This window comes from Polyangiaceae bacterium (assembly GCA_020633235.1).
Lineage (GTDB): Bacteria > Myxococcota_A > Polyangia > Polyangiales > Polyangiaceae > JACKEA01.
The window spans coordinates 208,016-226,391 of sequence record JACKEA010000002.1 but is presented as its reverse complement, the minus strand read 5'-3'; the positions used below and the strand labels follow the sequence as shown (position 1 = coordinate 226,391).

The window sequence follows — 18,376 nt, the reverse complement described above, 5'->3', positions numbered from 1 at the left end:
CAAAAGAAAAAACGCGCCAGCCGGAGCTGGCGCGGTCGCAGGGTGCGTAAGCCGGGTTCTGTGTCGACGGTCGGTCGCCCTTCCGTCGCTGACGATCATTCCTCTAGGACCCGCGTTACCGCGGGCCTCCAGCAACCTACCCTGGGGCTCGGGCGAGCAGCCCTCGAACGCCCCTATACGTGGTCTTGCTCCGGATGGGGTTTGCCATGCCACGACCGTTGCCGATCGCGCGGTGGGCTCTTACCCCACCGTTTCACCCTTACCCGCCGACGAGCGACGGGCGGTTTGTTTTCTGTGGCACTTTCCTCGAGGTTTCCCTCACCGGGCGTTACCCGGCATCCTGCCCTGTGGAGCCCGGACTTTCCTCCCAGGCGCTCGCGCGCCCGGGCGATCGTCTGCACCGCTTCGACGGGGCGGAACTTAACGCAGGATGCCGGTCTGGGCCAGGGTCAGGCCGCGGCGCTGTCGAACACCTCGCGGGAGTCCTGGGCGGAGCGGCTGATCTCGGTGATGCGCTGGCGCAACTTGCGCTTCGCGCGCTCTTCCAGCTGCCGCGCGCGCTCGCGCGAGACGCCCAGGCGGCGGCCGATCTCGGCCAGCGACAGCTCGTCCTCGGAGTCCGCCAGCAGACGGTTTTCGACGATGTAGCGCTCGCGCTGGTCGAGGGTTTCCAGCGCCGTGCGCACGGTGCGCTTCACCACGCCGCGTCGTTGGTCTGCTTCCAACGTTTCGTCCTGGCTCGCGTCGCTCGCGGGCAGCGTATCCACCATGCTGGTGGCCGAGTCGTCGAACACCTTGGTGTCGAGGGACAGGTCCCGGGTTTCCAGTCGCCGCACCATGGCGGCCACCTGCTCCGGAGTGACGTTGAACTTCTTCGCCAGTGCTTCGTTGGCGCGCTCCGTGTCGCCCAGGAGATTCATGACGCGCACGCGCTCGCGGCGCAGCTTGAAGAACAGCTTGCTGCGCAGGGCGCCGGAGCCCACGCCCACCAAGCTCCAGGAGCGAATGACGTAGTTGAGCACGTAGGCTCGAATCCAGTACGCGGCGTAGGTGACGAAACGATTGCCGCGCTCCGGCTCGAACTTCTTGAGCGCGTGCACCACACCGAAGTTCCCCTCGGCGATGAGCTCCGCCAGCGGCACGCCGTAGCGCCGATACTTCAGCGCGATGGCGACCACGTAGCGCATGTGGGCGCGTACCAGCTCGTCCGCGACCTTGGGGTCTTGAGTCTTCACCCACTGGCGCGTCAGCTTCAGCTCCTCTTCACGAGTGAGCTTCGGGTACTGATGCACTGCAGTGATGTAGCGGGAAAGTGCAGCATCGATCTCGCGCGCCATGGGAGGGGACCTTTCGAGCTGGACGCCGGAACCACTCCGACGTCGCACATACTATGTCCTGGACAAATGATGGTCAAGTCGTTTTGTCCAGGACGTGTCTAAATCTTGTTGCCAGAACCCTTGGACAGACTCTGTTTCGTCAGCATTCGGGGACACCCAGCTATTCCCGAGACGTGACGTAACGTCATTTACGCACGAGATACTCCTCGCGCGAGGGGTTGGTTCCACCTGCGGATGGCCGGGCAAGACTTCCGGACGCAGGGCGGGGGCTGAACCTGGCCGATCGTCCGGAGGCGCGGCTACAAAACCTGAATGGAACCGCGGATCTTGGGGTCAGCCCTAAGGACACCCGTCGAGATCCAGGTTCCGCCAGCCGTCTGGCGCCCCCGCGCGTGAAATCAGACCTGGAAGGAGGAGCCGCAGCCGCAGGTGCCGCTCACGTTCGGGTTTCCGAACTTGAAGCCGGCCCCCGAAACACCCTCGACGTAGTCGATCTCGGTGCCGTCGAGGTACTGGTAGCTGAGCGGGTCGACGAACAGCTGGACGCCGTTGGATTCGAACTGCTCGTCCAAGTCCGTGGGAGAATCCTCGAAGTAGAGGTCGTATTGGAAGCCCGCACAACCGCCGCCGATCACGCGCAAGCGCAGACCCTGGCCTTGCAGGCCCTCGGCCTGGGCGATCTCTTTGACCTTGTCTGCGGCGAGTTGCGTGATGCTGATCATCGGCGGTCCAGTCTCCCTGTAGCGATTTCGGAAGTATATGTCGAAGGGTGAGCGTTCGCTACCCCCCGCAACCCAGGGGGGGCGGCCCTGGGCCGAGGCGGTTTTTCATGTCCTGGCCCACGTTCCGACCCGCGTGGCCGCGTCCCTGTGGGACCAAGAGTACGTCCGGCGTTGTGCCGAAACCCTCGGTTCCGCGGCGCACCGACCCCTTGGGGAGGATGCGCGAGTGCTCGCCCGCCTGCTCGACGATCACGAGGTGCTCGCCAGAGTGCAGCTCCTGGCGTGGCTGTTCGTCGAGGTCGGGCGAGCCCGGAGCGTTGCTCTGGTGGACCTCGCCGCCCTCTCCCCGGACGCGGTGGACGCGCCGGAGCTCCTGCCGGCCTTGCGGCGCGCCGGCGATGCCGTGGAGATCCTGCGCTGCGCCGTCGAGCTCGAAGCGCCGCTGCTCGCGCGCTTGCCGCGCGTGAAGGTGGACGTGGAGCCCGTGGAAGTGGAGCTCCGCCGGGTGCGCCGCGCGGCGCCGGCGCTCGCGCGCTTCACGATCCGACTGCTTGCGCCGTTGAGGCGGCGGGGACGCGTGCGGGGCGACGAGATCTGGGTCGGGGTGCCGGGCTCGGGTCTGACGATCGAGCATGTTGCGTGGCAGGCCGCCCACGAAGCGACGGTGGCGGAGCTCTCGGCACTGGGCGACAGGAGCGAGCGCGAGGTAGAGCACGCAGCACTGGACACGCTGCGCGATCGTGCTCGGGCCGTGGGGCTCGAAGCCGAGCACGCCGTCTGGTTTTCACACTTGGATCACGCCGGCGGTCGCCGATCCGGCACGTAGCGGACGCTGCCGAGCTCCGTGAGCTCGTGTCCGTCGGCCAGACGCCGCACGTGAACGAGCTTCTGGCTATCTGCGGAGCCGACGGGAACCACCAGCTCGCCGCCCACGGGCAGCGCGGCGAGCCAAGCCTCGGGCAGTGATTGCACGGCGAAGCCGGCGAACACCTTGGGGCGTCCGCCCCACAGCTTGGTGTCGTGGGCGCTGGCCGTGAGCACCGTCGCCCGAGGAACGTTCTGCCGCGCGCGTTCGGCCAGGTCGGGGGACAGCTCGATGGCCAGCACGCTGCCCGTCTCGCCGACGAGCTGGGAGGCGAGGGCAGCGCCGTAGCCGGTGCCGGCGCCGAGATCCACGAAGCTGTCGCCCTCGGCGAGAGACAGCGCGGAGAAGGCGACGACGTAGGCGTGCAGCGCCGACAGCGTGGAGCCGCCGTCTTCGGACAGGGGCAGAGCGCGATCGTCGGCGGAGGCGCCGATGTGCTCGACGTCGACGAAGCGCTCTCGGGGCACGGCGAGGAGCGCGTCCGCGAGGGGTGCGTCGGGTTCGGGGCGCAGGCCTTCGAGCGTGTGGGCGCGTGCGCTCTTGGCGACCGCGGACAGCTCCGAGTCGTCCTCCAGCGCCGCGCGCCGATCGGCCGGGCCCACGCTCCCATTGAGGCCGCGCCACAGATGCCACAGGCCGAGGGTGTGCAGGCGGCGCCGCGGGGTGCCGAGCTCCACCTGCTCTCGGACCGCGCGGAGGTAGTAGTCGCGGGCGCTGCCCTGGTACGCGAAGCGCTCTTCGATGCCGCGCACGATGGGCCCGAACAGCTCGTGGCGCAGCTGATTCACGCGGCGGAAGTCGAGCTCCGTCGAGGGATCCACCCATTCCGAGAGGAAGTCCTGATCGCCGTCGTGCCACCAGGGGTAGCGGTGCACCCGCATTCCGGTGCTCGCCTCCCAGCTCACGCGCTCTTCGTCGATGGGGGAGCCGGGATACAGGCGAAAGGGATCGACGCTCAAGAAGCCATGAGTGCCGGCCTCGGGCTCGAGGAACAGCCGCCGCAAGTAGGCCGCGCTGGTCCGGAGCGTGCTCTCGGTTTCTCCAGGATGACCGACGATGATGTTGGCGCCGAAGGGGACGCCGAGCTCCCGCGCCCAGCTCGCCACCTCCAGCATCTTCTCCAGGTAATCCTTCAGCCGGCCGGCCTTGCGGATGCGAGTGAGCTGCTCCGGATCGCCCGACTCCAGCCCGAAGCCCGGGCTCACGTTGGCTCGCGCCATCAGCTCCAGGTCCTCTCGCTCGATCAGATCCACGCGAATCAGTAGCCAGATCTTGCGCGCGCGAAGGGGGCGGCGGGCGAGCTCGGTCAAGAACTGTCGTCGCCAGCCGCGCTTCATTCCGAACAGCGCGTCTGCCACGAACAGCGTCCACTGGGAGAGGTCGAGGAAACGATCCAGTCGCTGCATTTCTTCGACGGCCGTCTCCGGATCGAGCGCGCGCCAGGAGACGTCGCGCTTGGCGCGCTCCATGCAAAAGGCGCAGTCGAAGGGACAGCCGCGGGAGAGGTAGATTTCCGCTTGGGAGGCGACGCGGCGAGCGATGGGCCGATAGCGTTCGAGCAGCGACCAGTCGTAGGGGACGAGCTCGGCGGGATCCGGCACGGAGTCGGGGCCGAGAACGCGCATCAACGGGCGGCGCCCGCTCTCGACGGCGCTCGCCAGGCGCGCCATGGGGCGCTCGCCGTCGCCCACCACCACGAAGTCGAACGGCGAGTCCTCCGCGGTGAAGTCTTCCGGTCGCGCGCTCGGGTGATAGCCCCCCGTGACCAGCCAGGCGCGGGGCAAGAGCTCCCGCAGCCGCGCGCCGATCGCCATCACCTTCAAGTAGTCGTAGGACGAGTAGCAGGAGATGCCGACCAGGTCGTAGCCGCCTGCCACGACCCGGGCGAGGTCGATGGGGCCGAAGGCGCGCTCCATGTCGAAGTCCACCACCTCGACGATGGCGTCGCTGGCGCGTCGGATGGCGCTCGCGATCATCAACAACTGCGGTACGCCGAAGTTGGCGCCGCCGCCGAACAGCCCGCCGGGCCAGATCAAGAGGACGCGCGGGCGATCCTTCACGGGGGCGGGGCCAGACACGGCTGAGGCTCGGCGTCGGCGTCGTCCGTCGCGTCGACCCCCGCGTCCAACGGCGGTTCGAGGCAGGGCCGGGGCTCGGCGTCGGCGTCCGGCGCGGCGTCGCTGCCCGCGTCCAGGGCGACGCCGAGGCAGGGCTGGGGCTCGTTGTCGGCCTGGGCATCCGTGAGGCTGCCGCCGCCGTCGCTGGTGCTCTCACCGCCGCAGCCTTGGGCGGCCGCTGTCGCGATGCCCGCGGCGGCCAGGGCACGCGTGACGAAGCGCGCGCGGCGCCCCAGGATGGCGTCTCGATCCGACTTGGTCACAGGATCACCTCCAAGTGGGTTTTGTCGTCGCGGTGTCGTTCGAAGTGCAGCGCGACGTCGTCGTCCACATGCTGGGAGACGAACGGGTCGACGAAGCGCCGGGCGTGGCCGCTGACCCACTCCGCCGCCGCACCGCAGCCGCCTGCGCAGGTCTTCTCGTGGAGACAGCCTCGGCAAAACTCCGGAGCCTCGCGTCGATATTCGGTGATCTCCGGCGCTTGCAGCAGGGCTCGGAGATCGACTTGGGGATCGAGGATGTCCGCCACGCCGCCGATCGCGGTGCGATGAAGCGTGCAGTTCTTCAGACGCCCGTCGGGGCCGAGGGCAACCTCCTGCATGCGGGTGCCGATGGCGCAGGTGCCGAACTGAATGGGCGCGAGCTCCTCGACCTCCACGGCGCAGGGCGGTACCGGCATGGTGCACGTGATGCGCATGCCGCGCTCCCGAGCGAAGGGGAGGGCTTGGCGGAAGGCCACGAGCAGATCACTCCGGGAGGGCAACAGCTGGGCGGCGTGCCGCGCGGCGTAGCCCGCCGGGCTGAATCGGCTGAGGGCGATCTGCCGGATGCCGAGGGAGTGCCACAGCTCGAGGGTGGCGCCGAGCTCGGCGGCATTCTTGCGCGTCACCACCACGCAGCCGACCACCGGGATGCCCTGGCGCCTCAGGACGCGGACGCCCTCGAGCGTGCGGTCGAAGTGCCCACGTCCGACGTGCGCTTCGTGCAGCTCGCGGGTCGGCCCGTTCAAGGTGACCTGCACGTAACGTACGCCGTAAGGTGCCAGCCGCTTGGCCAGGGCGTCGTCGATCAGACCGCCGTTGGAGATGATCTGTATGCCGACCTCGTGCCGGGCGAGCAGATCCAAGAGCTGGAAGACGTCTCCGTGGGCGAAGGGCTCACCACCGGTGACCGTCACGTGATCGATGTCCCACGCGTCGATCATCTTTTGGACGCGAGCGAGGAGCTTGTCGCGCTCGCCGAAATCCACACCTCCGTCCTCGCGCCACTCGTTGTAGCAGTAGTCGCACTTCTGGTTGCACACCGGCGTCGTCTCGATCGCGACGCTGTACACCTTGGGCCGGCTCCCCATCGCGGGGAGGATAGCATTGCGTGCGCCTCGAGGCTGAGCTACCGCCTGTCGGATGAAGACGTCGGGCTTGGGGATCGTCGTAGGTCTCGCGCTTTCTTTGCTCGGTTGTGGCTCCGACGACAGCGGGGCGTCCCCCGGCGGTGGCGGCGGTGGCGGCGGGGCTGCGGGCGCTGGTGGGACGGCCGGGAGCGGTGGCAGCGCCGGCGCAGCGGGCGGCGGCAGCGCGCTATCGCCCTGCGACGCACCGCCCCGCAACTTGTGGACCTGGGAGCTCGGTGTGATGCCGCCTCAAGACGTGCAGGTGCCGTCGACCTGCCGCGGTCTGACGGACCACGCGTACATCTACGTGGCGGACGACGCTTGGGGCACGGACGTCACCCAGGACCAGCTCGAGACCATCGCCGCCGCGTTCGAGAAGGCGACGCCCAGCGACCCGAGTCAAGGCATCTACTCCCTGGACGTCTCCACCTTCGGTGAGCCGCCCGACGTAGACGGGGACCCGCGGGTGATCTTGTTCTACGTGCCCATGAACGCGTTCCAGAGCTTCACCTTCGACGGCTTCTTCCGCGCGGACGATCAGAGCCCGGGGCCGCACTCGAACGAGACGGAGATGTTGCACCTGAATGCGGCCGGCAAGAACGCGCCGGACTCGGAGTACATGCTGGGCGTGGTGGCGCACGAGCTGGTGCACCTGATCGCTTCCAAGTACGACTCCGCGGAGCAAGGTTGGCTCGACGAGGCGCTCGCCGAGTCGGCGATGGTGAAGGCCGGCTACATGACCGACCTGTCCGCCGGCAAGAGCTACGCGAAGGCCACGGCCATCACCCCGCTGTGTGTCTCCAGCTACTCCGACTACGGCGCGACGTTCAGCTGGGGCAGCTACATGCTCGATCGCTTCGGCTCGGACTTCCTGGCCAGCGTGCTGCAGGACCCCGCCGACGGCCGCGCGTCGATCGAAGCGCATTTGCCGAGCGGCACCACGTTCCGCGACGTGTTCGGCGAGTTCATGGTGGCGACGCTCTTGGATCAGCCGGGCTTGGGTGATGGCCGCTATGGTTTCAGCTCCGTCGACGTCTCGGCTCTCGGCGCCGAGGCGGCGGCGGTGCTCGACGGTGCCCCCCACGACGTGAAATCCGTGGCCTTCGGCGCCCGCATGCTGAAGTTCTCGCCCTCCGGCGCCGGTACCGTGTCGATCGATCTTTCCAGTGCGGATCTGGCGCAGCTCGTCGTCCACTCCGTGGCCTTCGATCCCGCCTCCCCGGACAAGGCGACGGTCACCCTGGAGGACGCGACGCAGAGCATCAGCGTGCCCGTCGCAGCGGGACAGGCGGTGGACTTGGTCATCGCCGTGGACGCGGGCCCCGCGCTCTCGAGCTCCCAGAGCGCGCCGTCCTCGACCATCACCTACACGGCGACCTACTCGCCCTAGTTTGCGCTTGCGACGTCGGATCCGGCCGACGTACGGTGCCTCGGCTCGGTGCTGAAACGGACGACATTCGCTGCCTTCGCGTTGCTCGCTTGGAGCGGCGAGGCGCACGCTCTCGTCTTCGATGCCTCGGGGGAAGCGAGCTTCGACGCCGCCACCACCTGGTCGGAGAGCTTCGAAGATCCCGTCGCCGATGCGGGCGCCGACGCGGGCCCAGGCCTGGTGATCAGCGACGACGCCGACGCCCTCGACGGCACGCACGTGCTGAGCCTCGGTAGCTTCGAGGGACAAGACTTCTCGGTCCCGGTGCCCGCCACGGCAGAAGCCCTGCGGGCGAGCGCCTGGGTTCGGGGCGGCAGCATCGTGGGTACTCTGGAGGCACGCGACGAAAACGGTCGCGTGGACAGCTTTGCCGTGCTGTTCCCCACCGGTCGCGTCACCAGCGACGGCTGGGTGGAGGTCGCGACTCGAGGCTTCAGCGTGGATCCGGCGCGGATCACCGAGCTCGCCTTCGGCATTTTCGCTCCCTCCGAGGCCAGCGTGGACGCCCTGGAGGTCGCCCCGGATGGCCCCGCGGTGGACGAGAAGCCCTGCGCGGGAGTCGCCGACAACGCGGCGTGCTCGGGCGGCCAGGTGTGCATGTGGGGTCGCTGTCGAAACGTCGCCTCCCAGGTGCCGCCGATGCCGCCGGAACCCACGAAGTCCGCTTTGGCGGCGTATCTTCGAACACGCCTGGCGGCGCTGTTCGGCCCTTACGAAAACCGCAAGCTCGACCTTCCGAACGCCCTGGCGGAGATCGACGGCATGGCGAGTGCGCAGGATGCATTCAGCTATTGGCGTCATTTCCAGGTCGCCATTCATCGCCTCCACGACTGGCACACCAAGGGCAACGACGTCTCCGGCTTCCTGCTCTCGAACGAGAAGCCCATCGGCGTGTGCTTCATCGAGGGAGAGGCGGATCTGTCCAAGAGCGTGGCGCCTGCGCCGGCAGGAAAGCTCGACGTGTTGGTCTCTCACGTGGGCACCACGAACACCTTCGACCTCCACCCCGGGGATCGGCTGATCAGCGTGGACGGAGAGCACCCGGTGGAGTGGGCAAGGTCCCTCATCGGCGTGGACTCGGGCTATTGGAGCGCGTCGAACCACAGCACCGAGGCCGAGGCCGTTTCCCGCTTGGCGGGGCTCATCGCGCGGTACGCCGATCACGTCGAGGTGCTGCGCTGCGACGCGGGCACCAAGAAGTGCGCGACCACGGCGGAGACGATTTCGATCACGGACCTGCCGTCGTCCGCGCCGGGCACCTCGGCGGGCATCTCCTGCGACAACCGCCCGATCTTGCACGTCCCCGGCTCCAGCGACAGCCATCCGCAGGGCGGTTTCGTGAGCGGCATCGTGCAAGAGAGCAACGCTCAAGAGGCGATCTACGGCCTGCAGTGGAGCTCCCTGAACGTCAGTGGCCAGGGCGGCGTAGGTCCACTGCTCGAGAGCGCCGTCGCCGACTGGCGCGCGAAGGCGCGCGGCGTGATCCTCGATCATCGCACCGGTTTCGGCGGCACCAACCTGGGTCCTCCCATCATCTGGAACTTGGTACGCACGCCGACTCCACTGGATGTGTTCCTGTTTCGAAAGCGCTCCGATGACGTCGGCCCGAGCTTGCTGGAGGGCAAGGCGACCTTCGACGCGCTGCTCTCGGCGGGAAAGGTCGAGAGCGCGGGCGGACCGAACCCGGACCTCGATCTCCCGGTGGCGCTCTTGATCCACCTCGACGGGTCCGCCAGCGACTGGCTGCCGTTGGGCATGAAGGGCGCGCCCAAGGCGAAGATCTTCGGTCCCTATCCGACGGCAGGCGCCTTCTCCACGCTGTTCGATTTCAGCTACTGGTCGGCCCTCGGCTACTCGATCGCGGTGGGAGACACGATCGACGCCACGGGTCAGACCCGGAACGGGTTCGGGGTGGAGCCGGACGTGGTCGTGCTGCCGCTCCAGAGCGATCTGCTTTCGGGCAAGGACACGGTGTACGACGCCGCCCTGTCCTGGGTGCGGACGGAGCTCAAGCCATGAACCGCGGTTGGGCTCTGGCGCTCTTGCTGCTGTGGGGCGGCTGTGGCGACGGCGAGACGACGCTCTCGCCGCTGGACGCGGGGGGGGATGCCTCGCTCGACGGCGGGCTCCCCGACGCGGCCCAGGACGCGAGCCCCCCAAAGGTGCGGCGCACGGTGATGCAGCGAAACCCGTTCGGCAACGTCGCCGCCACGCAGAACCTGCTCTGGGACGGCGACTTCGAGTGGTCGAGCCCCTTCAGCGGGCAGTACGGCTGGGTGGATGCCGTGTACTTCTCTCCCACCGGTAACTTCTCGCAGATCCGCGTGGGGCCCATGTGCCGGAGCGGGCTGAAGTGCGGGTACATGACCCAGAGCCAACGCGTCGCGGCCATTGGCGTATCCCCTTCCGGTACCAAGGTGAGCGCCAGCGTGTGGGTGAAGGTGCCCACGAACGACTGCGGCGACATGGGGGTGCACCTGTTCGCTTGCGACTTTGCCAAGGATCCGGACCTGCCCATGAGCGACCCCGACGGCCCCGACGCCGACGGCTGGTGCCACTACCAAGCGGTGGGCGCCGAGCGCACCAGCGCAACGTGCTTGTTCCTGCAGGCGCATTTCATCGAGGGAGAGGCGGTCGTGGACGACGCTGTAGTGCAGGCCGCCCCCGCGGATGCGCCGGAGACCATCGCGAAGGTGGCACCAGCGGACGCACGCGCGCTGGACGAAGCACGCAATGGCCTCCGCAAGTGGCTCTCGCCGGGGGCGCATCCTCCGCCAGCGGCTCGCCAGGCCCTGGACGCCTGGATGCGGAGAGCGCGGCGGTGAAGCGCATCGCGCTGGCCCTGCTCTTGCTCGCCCCCGCGGCGCGGGCCGGAAGCTTCGACGCCACGGGGCACTTCGCGCCCGCAGCAGACGCCGTCGTGTTCCACTCGCTGGAGAGCGAGGCGGAGGTCGACTGCCAGGACGGTTGCAGCTTCGAGCTGCTGTCGAAAGAGAGCGAGCTGCCCCTCGCGGGCGACTACTTCGCGCGCTTCTCCGCTCAGCAGGGCGTGTTCGAGGTGCCGCTGGAGCTGCCGGCGGAAGATCGCAGCTTCGTCGCCCACGCCTGGGTGCGCCACGCCCGAGTGTGGGCCCGCATCGTGCTCGAGAACGACGGTGCGCCGCGAGGAACGGAAGTCGCCTACTTGTTTCCGAGCGGTACGGTCACCAGCGACGGCTGGGTGGAGCTGGTGAGCAATCCCTTCAGTGTCACGGGAGACGAGCTGACCCGCGCCGTGTTCCGCGTGACGGGTAGTGACGTGGACCTCGATGCCATCGAGCTCGTTCCCGATGGCAGCTACGATGGCGGCCAGGTCTGCAGCGGCGCCTTCGACCCCGTGTGCGGCTCGGAGGCGCTGTGCGTGGGCGAGCGCTGTCAGCAGGGCGCGCGCTTCGTTCCGCCGCTGCCGCCACCCACGGTTCGAAAGAGCGTCACGGAGTACCTGATGGCGCGCGTGAGTCTGTTCTTCGGCGGCAAGCGCTCTCGAGCGGCATACATGCCGGTGGCGCTGTCCACGATGCAGACGATGCTCACGGCCAAGACGGCGTGGCAGTATTGGAGCGCCTTCGCCCGGGGCGTTCGTGAGCTCAACGATTGGCACACCGCGTTTCGCTCCGGGCTCGATTCGGTGGCCAGCTCGCGGCACTTCGGCGCCTGTTTCATCGAAGGCAAGGCGGACCTCACCCAGGGCGTCTGGCCCAGCCAGGCGGGGTGGGCGGACGTGCTCGTGAGCCACGTGGGGTCCGACGACAATCACCTGGGGCTCGTGCCCGGGGACCGCTTGGTGGCGGTAGACGGCGTGCACCCCTTGGAGTGGGCGCGCTCGCTCCGGCCCGTGAACTTCCGTGATCACGCCGCGACGGATGCGGACGTCGATGCGGAGTACGCGGAAGGCCTCGCGTCATCGATCGCGTCCTTCGCCAAGACCATCAGCGTGATCCGTTGCGACGCCGCCACGCTCGCCTGCAACGGCACCATCGAGACCATCCCCGTCACGGAGCTGCCCGACACCGGGCAGACGCCGTCGTGTGACAACCGCCCGCTCTATCACCTGAAGAATCCGCCCGCGGGCATCGGCGCGCATCACGTGCCCTTCGTCCCTTGGCGCGACGAGCTGGTCGACAGTCAGCCCGGCGAGAAGATCTACGGCATGACCTTCGACAACCTGTATGGAACGTCGCAGGGTCTCACCCCGTTCTTCGCCGACAGCAATCAGTTCTTCCGGGACAACGCTCGCGGCGTGATCTTGGATCACCGCGCCGGCAACGGCGGAACGCTCGATGCGCCGGAGGAGATCACCAAGCTGGTGCGACCGCCGTTCGCGCTGGCGGTGGGTCCCACCTTCATGGCCACCGCCGCCGACGACGGCCCGAAGGACCAAGCCGAGGGGCTCGCGCGCTTCACGGAGCTCGTGAAGTTCCCGAGCCAGGTGTATCAGGTGGGCAGCGACGCCTACGATCCAAACCTGCCCGTCGCGCTCATCCTGCACCGAGACGGCTCCGCCAGCGACTACCTGCCCTTGGGCATGAAGGGCGCTCCCAACGTGCGCATCTTCGGCCCCCACGAGACGGCCGGAGCGTTCTCGTCGTTCTACGAGTTCTCCTATTGGTCCCGCATCGGCTTCCAGCTGGCGAGCGGAGACACCATCGATTTCCAGGGCGACACCCTCATCGGTCAGGGTGCCGAGCCGGACGTGATCGTCGAGCACACGCAGACGTCGCTGCTCTCCGGCAAGGATGCCCCTTACGAAGCGGCCCTGGCGTGGGTGAGGGACAACCTGAAATGAAGTGGCTCGCGCTGATGGTGCTCGTGGCGCTGCCGGGCTGCGGCGACGACGAAACCTCCCTTCGTCCCCTCGATGCCGGGCCCACGCCGCCGGTGGATGCGGGCGTGGACGCCAAGCCCCCGGTCGATTCGGCAGCGCCCATTCGAACCGTCGAGCAACGCAATCCCTTCGGTCACACCACGCTCACGAAGAATCTGATGGTGGACGGTGACTTCGAGCTCACCAGCGGCAGCGGCCAGTACGGCTGGCGCGCGATCGGCTCCGGAGGCTCCGCCACGTTGATCCGCGAGACCGGCGGCCTGTGCCGTTCGGGGGTGACCTGCGGCGTGCTCACGCCGGACGTGGACTTCTTGGGCATGGCGGCCGCGCCCAAGGATCAGCCGATGGACATCACGCTGTGGGCCAAGCCGCCGGAGGCCGATTGTGGTCTCACGGGCGTGAGCTTGATCTCGTGTACCTCGCTGATCGTGTCGCCCATCGCTTCGGTCCCTCCAGACAGTGCGACTCCCGACGAGAGCGGCTGGTGCCGCTACCACGCGGTAGCGCCGGCCATGTCCCAGAGCCCGTGCTTGTTCGTGGAGCCGCTCTATCTCACCGACGGGCGCATCTTGGTGGACGACGTCTCGATCGTGCCGGCCCCCGCCGGTGCCTCGAGCGTGCTGTCGGCCACGGTGCCCACGGAGAGCCAGCTCACCCGCATGCGACGCGCGATCAAGACGCTGCTCGACGAACGCCGCTTGTAGCGATTTCTTGTTGGTCCGCCGCGAGCCCCGTCCCGTGCCGTCGTTTCCGCGCGGGCGCGGTGTGCCCGCGCCGCCGCGACAAGATGCTGGATCAGCTTCCGAGCATCCAGACGTGTCCGGTGCTGCACACCAGCACCATGCGACGTTCGCCGGCGGGCGCCAGCGCCACCGGATCCGGACAGCTGGCCCCAGCGGCGCCGTGGATGCTGCCGTCCTTGCTGACCACGCCGGCGTCCACACCGGGGCGCACGAAGCCGGTGCGCCCTGCGGAATCGACGATGGGCGCCGGCGCGCCGCTGGCGACGCCGATGCCCGGAGCTCCAGCATCGCCGAAGCCGACCAGGGGCTCGAGGGGAACGCGAAGGCTCTCGTGGCCGTCTTTCTCGAGGCCTTCGAGCAGGCCGTCGGTGGTCGTCAGGCGCGCTTCCCCAGTGGCAAGCAGCGCGAGCTGGCCCTCGAGGCGCTCGCTGCCGTCGAGGCGAAGGTGTCGGGTGTCGGTGCTCAGATCGAGATCCACCACGCGCTTTTCGTCCACCACCGCGGTCAGTACGCGCTCGCTGCGGAGCGCCGCTCCGAGCACCGAGCCACCGAAGGAACCGAGCTTCCTGGGCAACGACGGGGGCTGCCAGGCGTACACGTTGCCGCGAGCGCTCACCGCGAGGAAATCTGCGCGGCGTCCGATCAAGGTGATCACGGTCTCCGGCACCTTGGCGCGAGTCTGGAGCCGACCGGCGCCATCGAGCAGCAAGAGATCGAGACTCGAGGCCAGCAGCAGGCCGCCGCTCGGCGTGGGCAATGGCTCGGCGAACACCCGCGCGCCGGAGAGGGGGAGGGACACCGTGGTGGGGTGCTTGCCGTCGGCGTCCACCAGCACGAGCTCGGCGGCGGACGTGACGACGGCGCGGCGCTCGTCGCTGAGCAGCACGGGTCCGGTGACGGGTGAGCCGTTTCCCGTGCGCAAGGACCAGGCGTTCTTTCCGTCGGCGCCGAGCTGGCTCAAGGTGCCGCCGCTGGAGGCGATCACCACGGCGCCGTCTCGACTCACCGCCACCGGGCCGCGCGCCGAGCCCATGGCGCGGGCACGCCACAGGATCTTGGGTGCGTCCGGAAGCGCCGTTCGAGCGCGACCGCTGCGAGCGGCGTCGACGCGCGCCATGGCAGCGGCGCCGGCGGGGGCGCCGACGCTGCGGCGTTGCGGCAGGGACGGGTCGATGGGCTCGGCGGCGGCGCGGGACAGCAGCGCGACCAGGGCGACGGCGCCGAGCCCGAGGGCCCAGCCGAGACGATGGTCAGAGCTTGTCGACACGGACGGTGTATTCCTCGGCGCTGGCCGGCGCCACCTTGGGCATCGGCGGGCTCAGTGGATTCGGGACCAGCTCCAGCGTCAAGCACGCGCTGCCCTCAGCCGTGGCCTCGATCTCGCCGCTGCTCCACGGGCTGGGCATGTCGTTGGGCGGATGTGCCGCGCCGCTCTTGGCGGAGTGCACGCGCGTCGGGATGCCGTCCGCTGCGCCACCGTGCTGCGTCACCTGAAGCACGGCGCTCGACGGGCGGCTGCCGAGCTTGGCGTCCTCCACCACGAAGCGCACCGTGCCGGAGCCCGGCTTGGCACACACCACGTCCACGTCACGCATCCACGCCAGGCGTCCCACCAGGGGCGTGCCAGGGGCGATGACGTTGCCGTCCTTGATGGAGTCGTTGGGCTCGAGCTCGGCACCCGGCGCCGTCTGACTCGCGGCCAGAGTGAGGGTGTAGCTGTCGGACACGTTCTCCAAGACCGGCGGGGCGGCGCCGCCGTAGGGATCGCGATCTTGCATCACCGCCACCAGGTGCGGCCCCGCCGACAGCTCGAGGGCGGGCACCTCGAGGGCGCGGGCGGAGCTGCCGACGCAGTAGGTGCCGAGGGGTGACTCGATGCCCACGCGATACACCAGCGCGCACAGCGGCATGTTCGGCAACCCCGAGAGCGTCAGGGACACCACCTTGCCTTCGGGGGGAACCTGGATGCGATAGAAGTCGCGGTCGCTGCGGCCGGCGTCGATGCGACGTCCGATCTGCCCGTGGACCGCTTGCCCGAACGGTACCGTCGTGGCTTCGCTGGCCGTGTTGTTGGGCTCCAGCTCGGAGCCTTCGAAGGTCGGCGACTCTGCGGCCGTCACCATCAAGCGCCAACCGACGAGCCCACCTGCCACTATGGAGAACAGCAGCGTTGCGCTGGCGACCAGACCGCGGCGCCGAAGCTTGCGCTCGTAGCGCTCGACCTCGTCACGGGTGGCGGCGTCCTCCGCCGATTGCGCCAAGGCGTGCATCTGACCGGAGTCGAGCAGGATCTCGACGCTCGGTTGGCCCTCGTGGCGCAGCTCTTCCACCAACGCTTGCTGCAGCTGATCGACCGACTGGAAGCGGCGCTCCGGCTCTTTCTCGAGGGCGCGCATCACGATGTTTCCGAGCCCGACGGGCAGCGAAAGATCGGGGTAGCGAGCGCAGGGGTTCTGCGGAGCCTCGGTCAGGTGCTTGGTGAGCACGCCCATCGGTCGCGGTGCATCGAAGGGGGGCTCGCCGGTCAGGCACATGTGCATCAACGCGCCGAGGGAGTAGATGTCGCTCCGTTGGTCCGCGGCCTCTCCCCGGATTTGCTCCGGCGACATGTAGTACGGCGTGCCCACGATCGCGCCGCGGGAGGTGACCTCGCCGAGCTCGGCGGACTCTCTCAGCTTGGCCAAGCCGAAGTCGAGCACCTTGACCAGGTCACCACCGGCCTGCCCTTCGAGAATGAAGACGTTCTCGGGTTTGAGGTCGCGGTGGATGATGTCGAGGCGGTGTGCCTCGCCCAAGGAGCTGCACACCTGGATGATGATCTTGGCGGTGCGCTGGGGCGTGAGGTGGCCTTCGCGTCGAATCACGCGACCGAGATCCTCGCCCCGGAGGTATTCCATCGCCAGGTAGGTGAGGCCGTCGGAGGTTCCGAAGTCGAACACCTGCACCGTGTTCGGATGGCTCAGCTTGCTGACCATCAGCGCCTCGCGCTTGAAGCGCGCCACCACCTCGGTGTCCCGAGACAGCTCGCCGGTGAGGAGCTTGAGCGCCATCAGCTTGCCGATGCGCGCGTGCTCCACGCGATACACCACGCCCATGCCACCGCGGCCGAGGGGCTCGATGATCCTGTAGCGCCCTGCGATCACCACCCCGATGAGCGGATCCGCCAACGGCTGGTCGTCGTCGGAGTCTTCCGTCGGCATGGGCCCGGGAGTGGTGGCGGCCAGCGCTTCGCGCCGCCGCGACACGGGGGCATCGGTGATCACCAGCGATCCGGTGGTGAGGCGCACGCCGCACTGGCTGCAGTAGCGCGAGTCGGCCAGCGTCTGGCCGCTGCACGCGTGGCACTGCACCATCTCGCTCACGGCGCGCCTCCCGGTGCGACGATGCTGGCTTCGATGCGGGGCACGTTTTGATTTCCTTCGCGGGAGGTTCCGACGCAGCGCCCCCCGACGCGGGCCAGGTCGCCGATTTGCAGGCCGGTGCGGGCACCATAGTCCACCCGCACTGGGCACGCTGGCTGGTCGCAGGGGACCTCCAGCACGAGCTCGGTGCGCTGTCCGATGGTGTCGATGTGGGTGACGCGCCCCTCGAGGCCCACCTTGGTGTCGGGCGCGAGGCGCCCGGCGACGGCCGCGTAGGAGCGCTCGGCCCCCGCGAAGAAACGCTCGATCTCCGGCGTCAGATCCGCCACGCGCCGCACGGTGACGTGGACCATCCGGGGCGCCAGCCCGGGAGCGGTGGCGCGGATGGTGATGGTTCGCTCGCCGACGGAGGACACACTCATGCGTTGCAGGAAGTGCCCCGTAGGATCGACCGTGATGGGGCGCCCCTCGACGGTTATCGAGCCCCCGCTCTGCGTGACGCCAGCAAGCATGAAGCTCTCCGAATCGATGACGATGCTGTCACCCGGCGCGTCGATCCGCAATGGCACCGCGTTGACGGACAGCGCCAACTGGCCCCGAACCGGTGCAATTCCCGGTGCCGTGGCGGTGAAGGGGAGCGTGCGCTCGATGCCTTGCTTTTCGTCCGCCGGGCCGGTGAGGTCACTGGTGAGATCCAGCTCCAGGCTGCCCCGTCCCTGGGCGTCCAGGGCCACCGCGCGACCGTTCAGAACGACGGCGGCCGTGGGCAGCGCCTCCACGCGCACGGATAGCCGCGGCTTCGGATCCGAGAGCGGCGCGATGTCGGGGGTGAAGCGCGCCATCACCGGCACCGTGACGGCGTATTCGTGGGGCGGACGTCCCACCTCCACCGTCAGCTCCTGATGGCCCGGTTCGAGCTCCGGCTCGAGGCGCAGGGTGACCTTGCCCGCGGCCAGCTTGCCCGCCACCCCCTGGACCGCCACGGCGCTGCCCTCCGCGCAACGCGGACAGTCGAGCATCAAGAGCTGATGACCGGTCGAGTCCAAGGTCACGACGCCGCTCACGCGGACTCGCGTCAGGAACAGCGCCGCCGCCGCCAGGGCCGCGAGGGCGAGGGCGGCGGCGATCCCCAGCAGCAACGGGCGCCGGGATTGGAGGGGCAGAGCCGGCTCGGGCGTCGGAGTTTGGGGTCGGCGCTGGACGATGCGCCGCGCCAGGTCATCCCCATGCCGAGGCGCCCGTCGCAGCGCTGGCTCTGGGTTTTCTGGGGGTCGGGGCGGCGCGGAACCAAGCTCTCGCGGTAGCTGCGCCTTGGGTGCGGGGCTTTCCTGGAGCTTCACCGTCCTGCCGCGCGGGGCGGTGGGGAGCACGGCGCCGCTGCCCAGCACCAGTGTCTCGTTGCCCACTCGGGCGCCTGCCGCGGGGATCCGCGTCCCGCACGCCGCACAGTGGCCACGTCCGGGCTCTTGGGGGCGTCCGCAGCGCGGGCACGGGGGCATTGCCCCCACACTATACCCGACCGACCGCTCCGGGCAGGGTGGGGCAAG

The 18,376-nt window shown here is 68.9% G+C and carries 14 protein-coding genes and 1 other RNA gene; 6 read left to right on the top strand and 9 right to left on the bottom strand.

Annotated features, from left to right (window positions below):
* Positions 1-37: 37 nt before the first annotated feature.
* The 3 genes from rnpB to erpA form a co-directional block, all read right to left on the bottom strand.
* An RNA gene (gene rnpB / locus H6717_11585) (RNase P RNA component class A) lies at positions 38-402 on the bottom strand.
* 47 nt (positions 403-449) lie between these two features.
* Complete coding sequence (locus H6717_11580) at positions 450-1,337, bottom strand: RNA polymerase factor sigma-32 (GenBank protein ID MCB9577652.1); 888 nt, start codon at positions 1,335-1,337, stop codon at positions 450-452.
* Between the two features lie 398 nt (positions 1,338-1,735).
* Positions 1,736-2,059, bottom strand: coding sequence for an iron-sulfur cluster insertion protein ErpA (erpA, locus tag H6717_11575; protein MCB9577651.1), 324 nt, complete (start codon positions 2,057-2,059; stop codon positions 1,736-1,738).
* A 226-nt stretch (positions 2,060-2,285) separates the two neighbouring features.
* Here erpA and H6717_11570 point away from each other — a divergent pair, with 226 nt between their 5' ends.
* The gene (locus H6717_11570) at positions 2,286-2,885 is read left to right on the top strand and encodes a hypothetical protein (protein ID MCB9577650.1); all 600 of its coding nucleotides are present in this window, start codon (positions 2,286-2,288) and stop codon (positions 2,883-2,885) included.
* Here H6717_11570 and H6717_11565 read toward each other — a convergent pair.
* The 3 genes from H6717_11565 to H6717_11555 are packed head-to-tail and all read right to left on the bottom strand — an operon-like array spanning position 2,855 to position 6,392.
* Positions 2,855-4,984, bottom strand: a complete 2,130-nt coding sequence (locus H6717_11565) for a radical SAM protein (protein MCB9577649.1) — start codon at positions 4,982-4,984, stop codon at positions 2,855-2,857. The genes H6717_11570 and H6717_11565 overlap by 31 nt on opposite strands.
* The gene (locus tag H6717_11560; protein ID MCB9577648.1) at positions 4,981-5,304 is read right to left on the bottom strand and encodes a hypothetical protein; all 324 of its coding nucleotides are present in this window, start codon (positions 5,302-5,304) and stop codon (positions 4,981-4,983) included. The genes H6717_11565 and H6717_11560 overlap by 4 nt, the downstream gene beginning before the upstream one ends.
* Positions 5,301-6,392, bottom strand: coding sequence for a radical SAM protein (locus tag H6717_11555; protein MCB9577647.1), 1,092 nt, complete (start codon positions 6,390-6,392; stop codon positions 5,301-5,303). Before H6717_11555 ends, H6717_11560 begins: the two co-directional genes overlap by 4 nt.
* A gap of 52 nt (positions 6,393-6,444) precedes the next feature.
* Between H6717_11555 and H6717_11550 the strand changes: the two genes are divergently transcribed.
* Genes H6717_11550 through H6717_11530 form a run of 5 tightly spaced genes read left to right on the top strand, consistent with a single transcriptional unit; the run spans position 6,445 to position 13,428 of the window.
* Positions 6,445-7,821: a hypothetical protein gene (locus tag H6717_11550; GenBank protein MCB9577646.1), complete on the top strand. Its 1,377-nt coding sequence runs from the start codon at positions 6,445-6,447 to the stop codon at positions 7,819-7,821.
* A 48-nt stretch (positions 7,822-7,869) separates the two neighbouring features.
* Positions 7,870-9,879 (top strand): hypothetical protein, encoded by a 2,010-nt coding sequence (locus tag H6717_11545; GenBank protein ID MCB9577645.1) that lies wholly within the window; start codon positions 7,870-7,872, stop codon positions 9,877-9,879.
* Complete coding sequence (locus H6717_11540; protein ID MCB9577644.1) at positions 9,876-10,685, top strand: hypothetical protein; 810 nt, start codon at positions 9,876-9,878, stop codon at positions 10,683-10,685. Before H6717_11545 ends, H6717_11540 begins: the two co-directional genes overlap by 4 nt.
* Positions 10,682-12,685, top strand: coding sequence for a hypothetical protein (locus H6717_11535; GenBank protein MCB9577643.1), 2,004 nt, complete (start codon positions 10,682-10,684; stop codon positions 12,683-12,685). Before H6717_11540 ends, H6717_11535 begins: the two co-directional genes overlap by 4 nt.
* Positions 12,682-13,428, top strand: a complete 747-nt coding sequence (locus H6717_11530) for a hypothetical protein (protein ID MCB9577642.1) — start codon at positions 12,682-12,684, stop codon at positions 13,426-13,428. The genes H6717_11535 and H6717_11530 overlap by 4 nt, the downstream gene beginning before the upstream one ends.
* Before the next feature lie 91 nt (positions 13,429-13,519).
* Here the strand turns inward: H6717_11530 and H6717_11525 are convergent, their stop codons facing one another.
* From H6717_11525 to H6717_11515, 3 genes are read right to left on the bottom strand one after another with little or no spacing between them, the layout of a single operon-like run.
* Complete coding sequence (locus H6717_11525) at positions 13,520-14,734, bottom strand: PQQ-binding-like beta-propeller repeat protein (GenBank protein MCB9577641.1); 1,215 nt, start codon at positions 14,732-14,734, stop codon at positions 13,520-13,522.
* Positions 14,718-16,829: a serine/threonine protein kinase gene (locus H6717_11520; GenBank protein MCB9577640.1), complete on the bottom strand. Its 2,112-nt coding sequence runs from the start codon at positions 16,827-16,829 to the stop codon at positions 14,718-14,720. The genes H6717_11525 and H6717_11520 overlap by 17 nt, the downstream gene beginning before the upstream one ends.
* The gene (locus H6717_11515; GenBank protein ID MCB9577639.1) at positions 16,826-17,968 is read right to left on the bottom strand and encodes a hypothetical protein; all 1,143 of its coding nucleotides are present in this window, start codon (positions 17,966-17,968) and stop codon (positions 16,826-16,828) included. Before H6717_11515 ends, H6717_11520 begins: the two co-directional genes overlap by 4 nt.
* Between the last annotated feature and the right edge of the window lie 408 nt (positions 17,969-18,376).

Coding starts and splice junctions, on each gene's coding strand:
- H6717_11530 (MCB9577642.1), top strand. CDS start 12,682: ATGAAGTGGCTCGCGCTGATGGTGCTCGTGGCGCTGCCGGGCTGCGGC.
- H6717_11540 (MCB9577644.1), top strand. CDS start 9,876: ATGAACCGCGGTTGGGCTCTGGCGCTCTTGCTGCTGTGGGGCGGCTGT.
- H6717_11550 (MCB9577646.1), top strand. CDS start 6,445: ATGAAGACGTCGGGCTTGGGGATCGTCGTAGGTCTCGCGCTTTCTTTG.
- H6717_11555 (MCB9577647.1), bottom strand. CDS start 6,392: ATGGGGAGCCGGCCCAAGGTGTACAGCGTCGCGATCGAGACGACGCCG.
- erpA (MCB9577651.1), bottom strand. CDS start 2,059: ATGATCAGCATCACGCAACTCGCCGCAGACAAGGTCAAAGAGATCGCC.
- H6717_11580 (MCB9577652.1), bottom strand. CDS start 1,337: ATGGCGCGCGAGATCGATGCTGCACTTTCCCGCTACATCACTGCAGTG.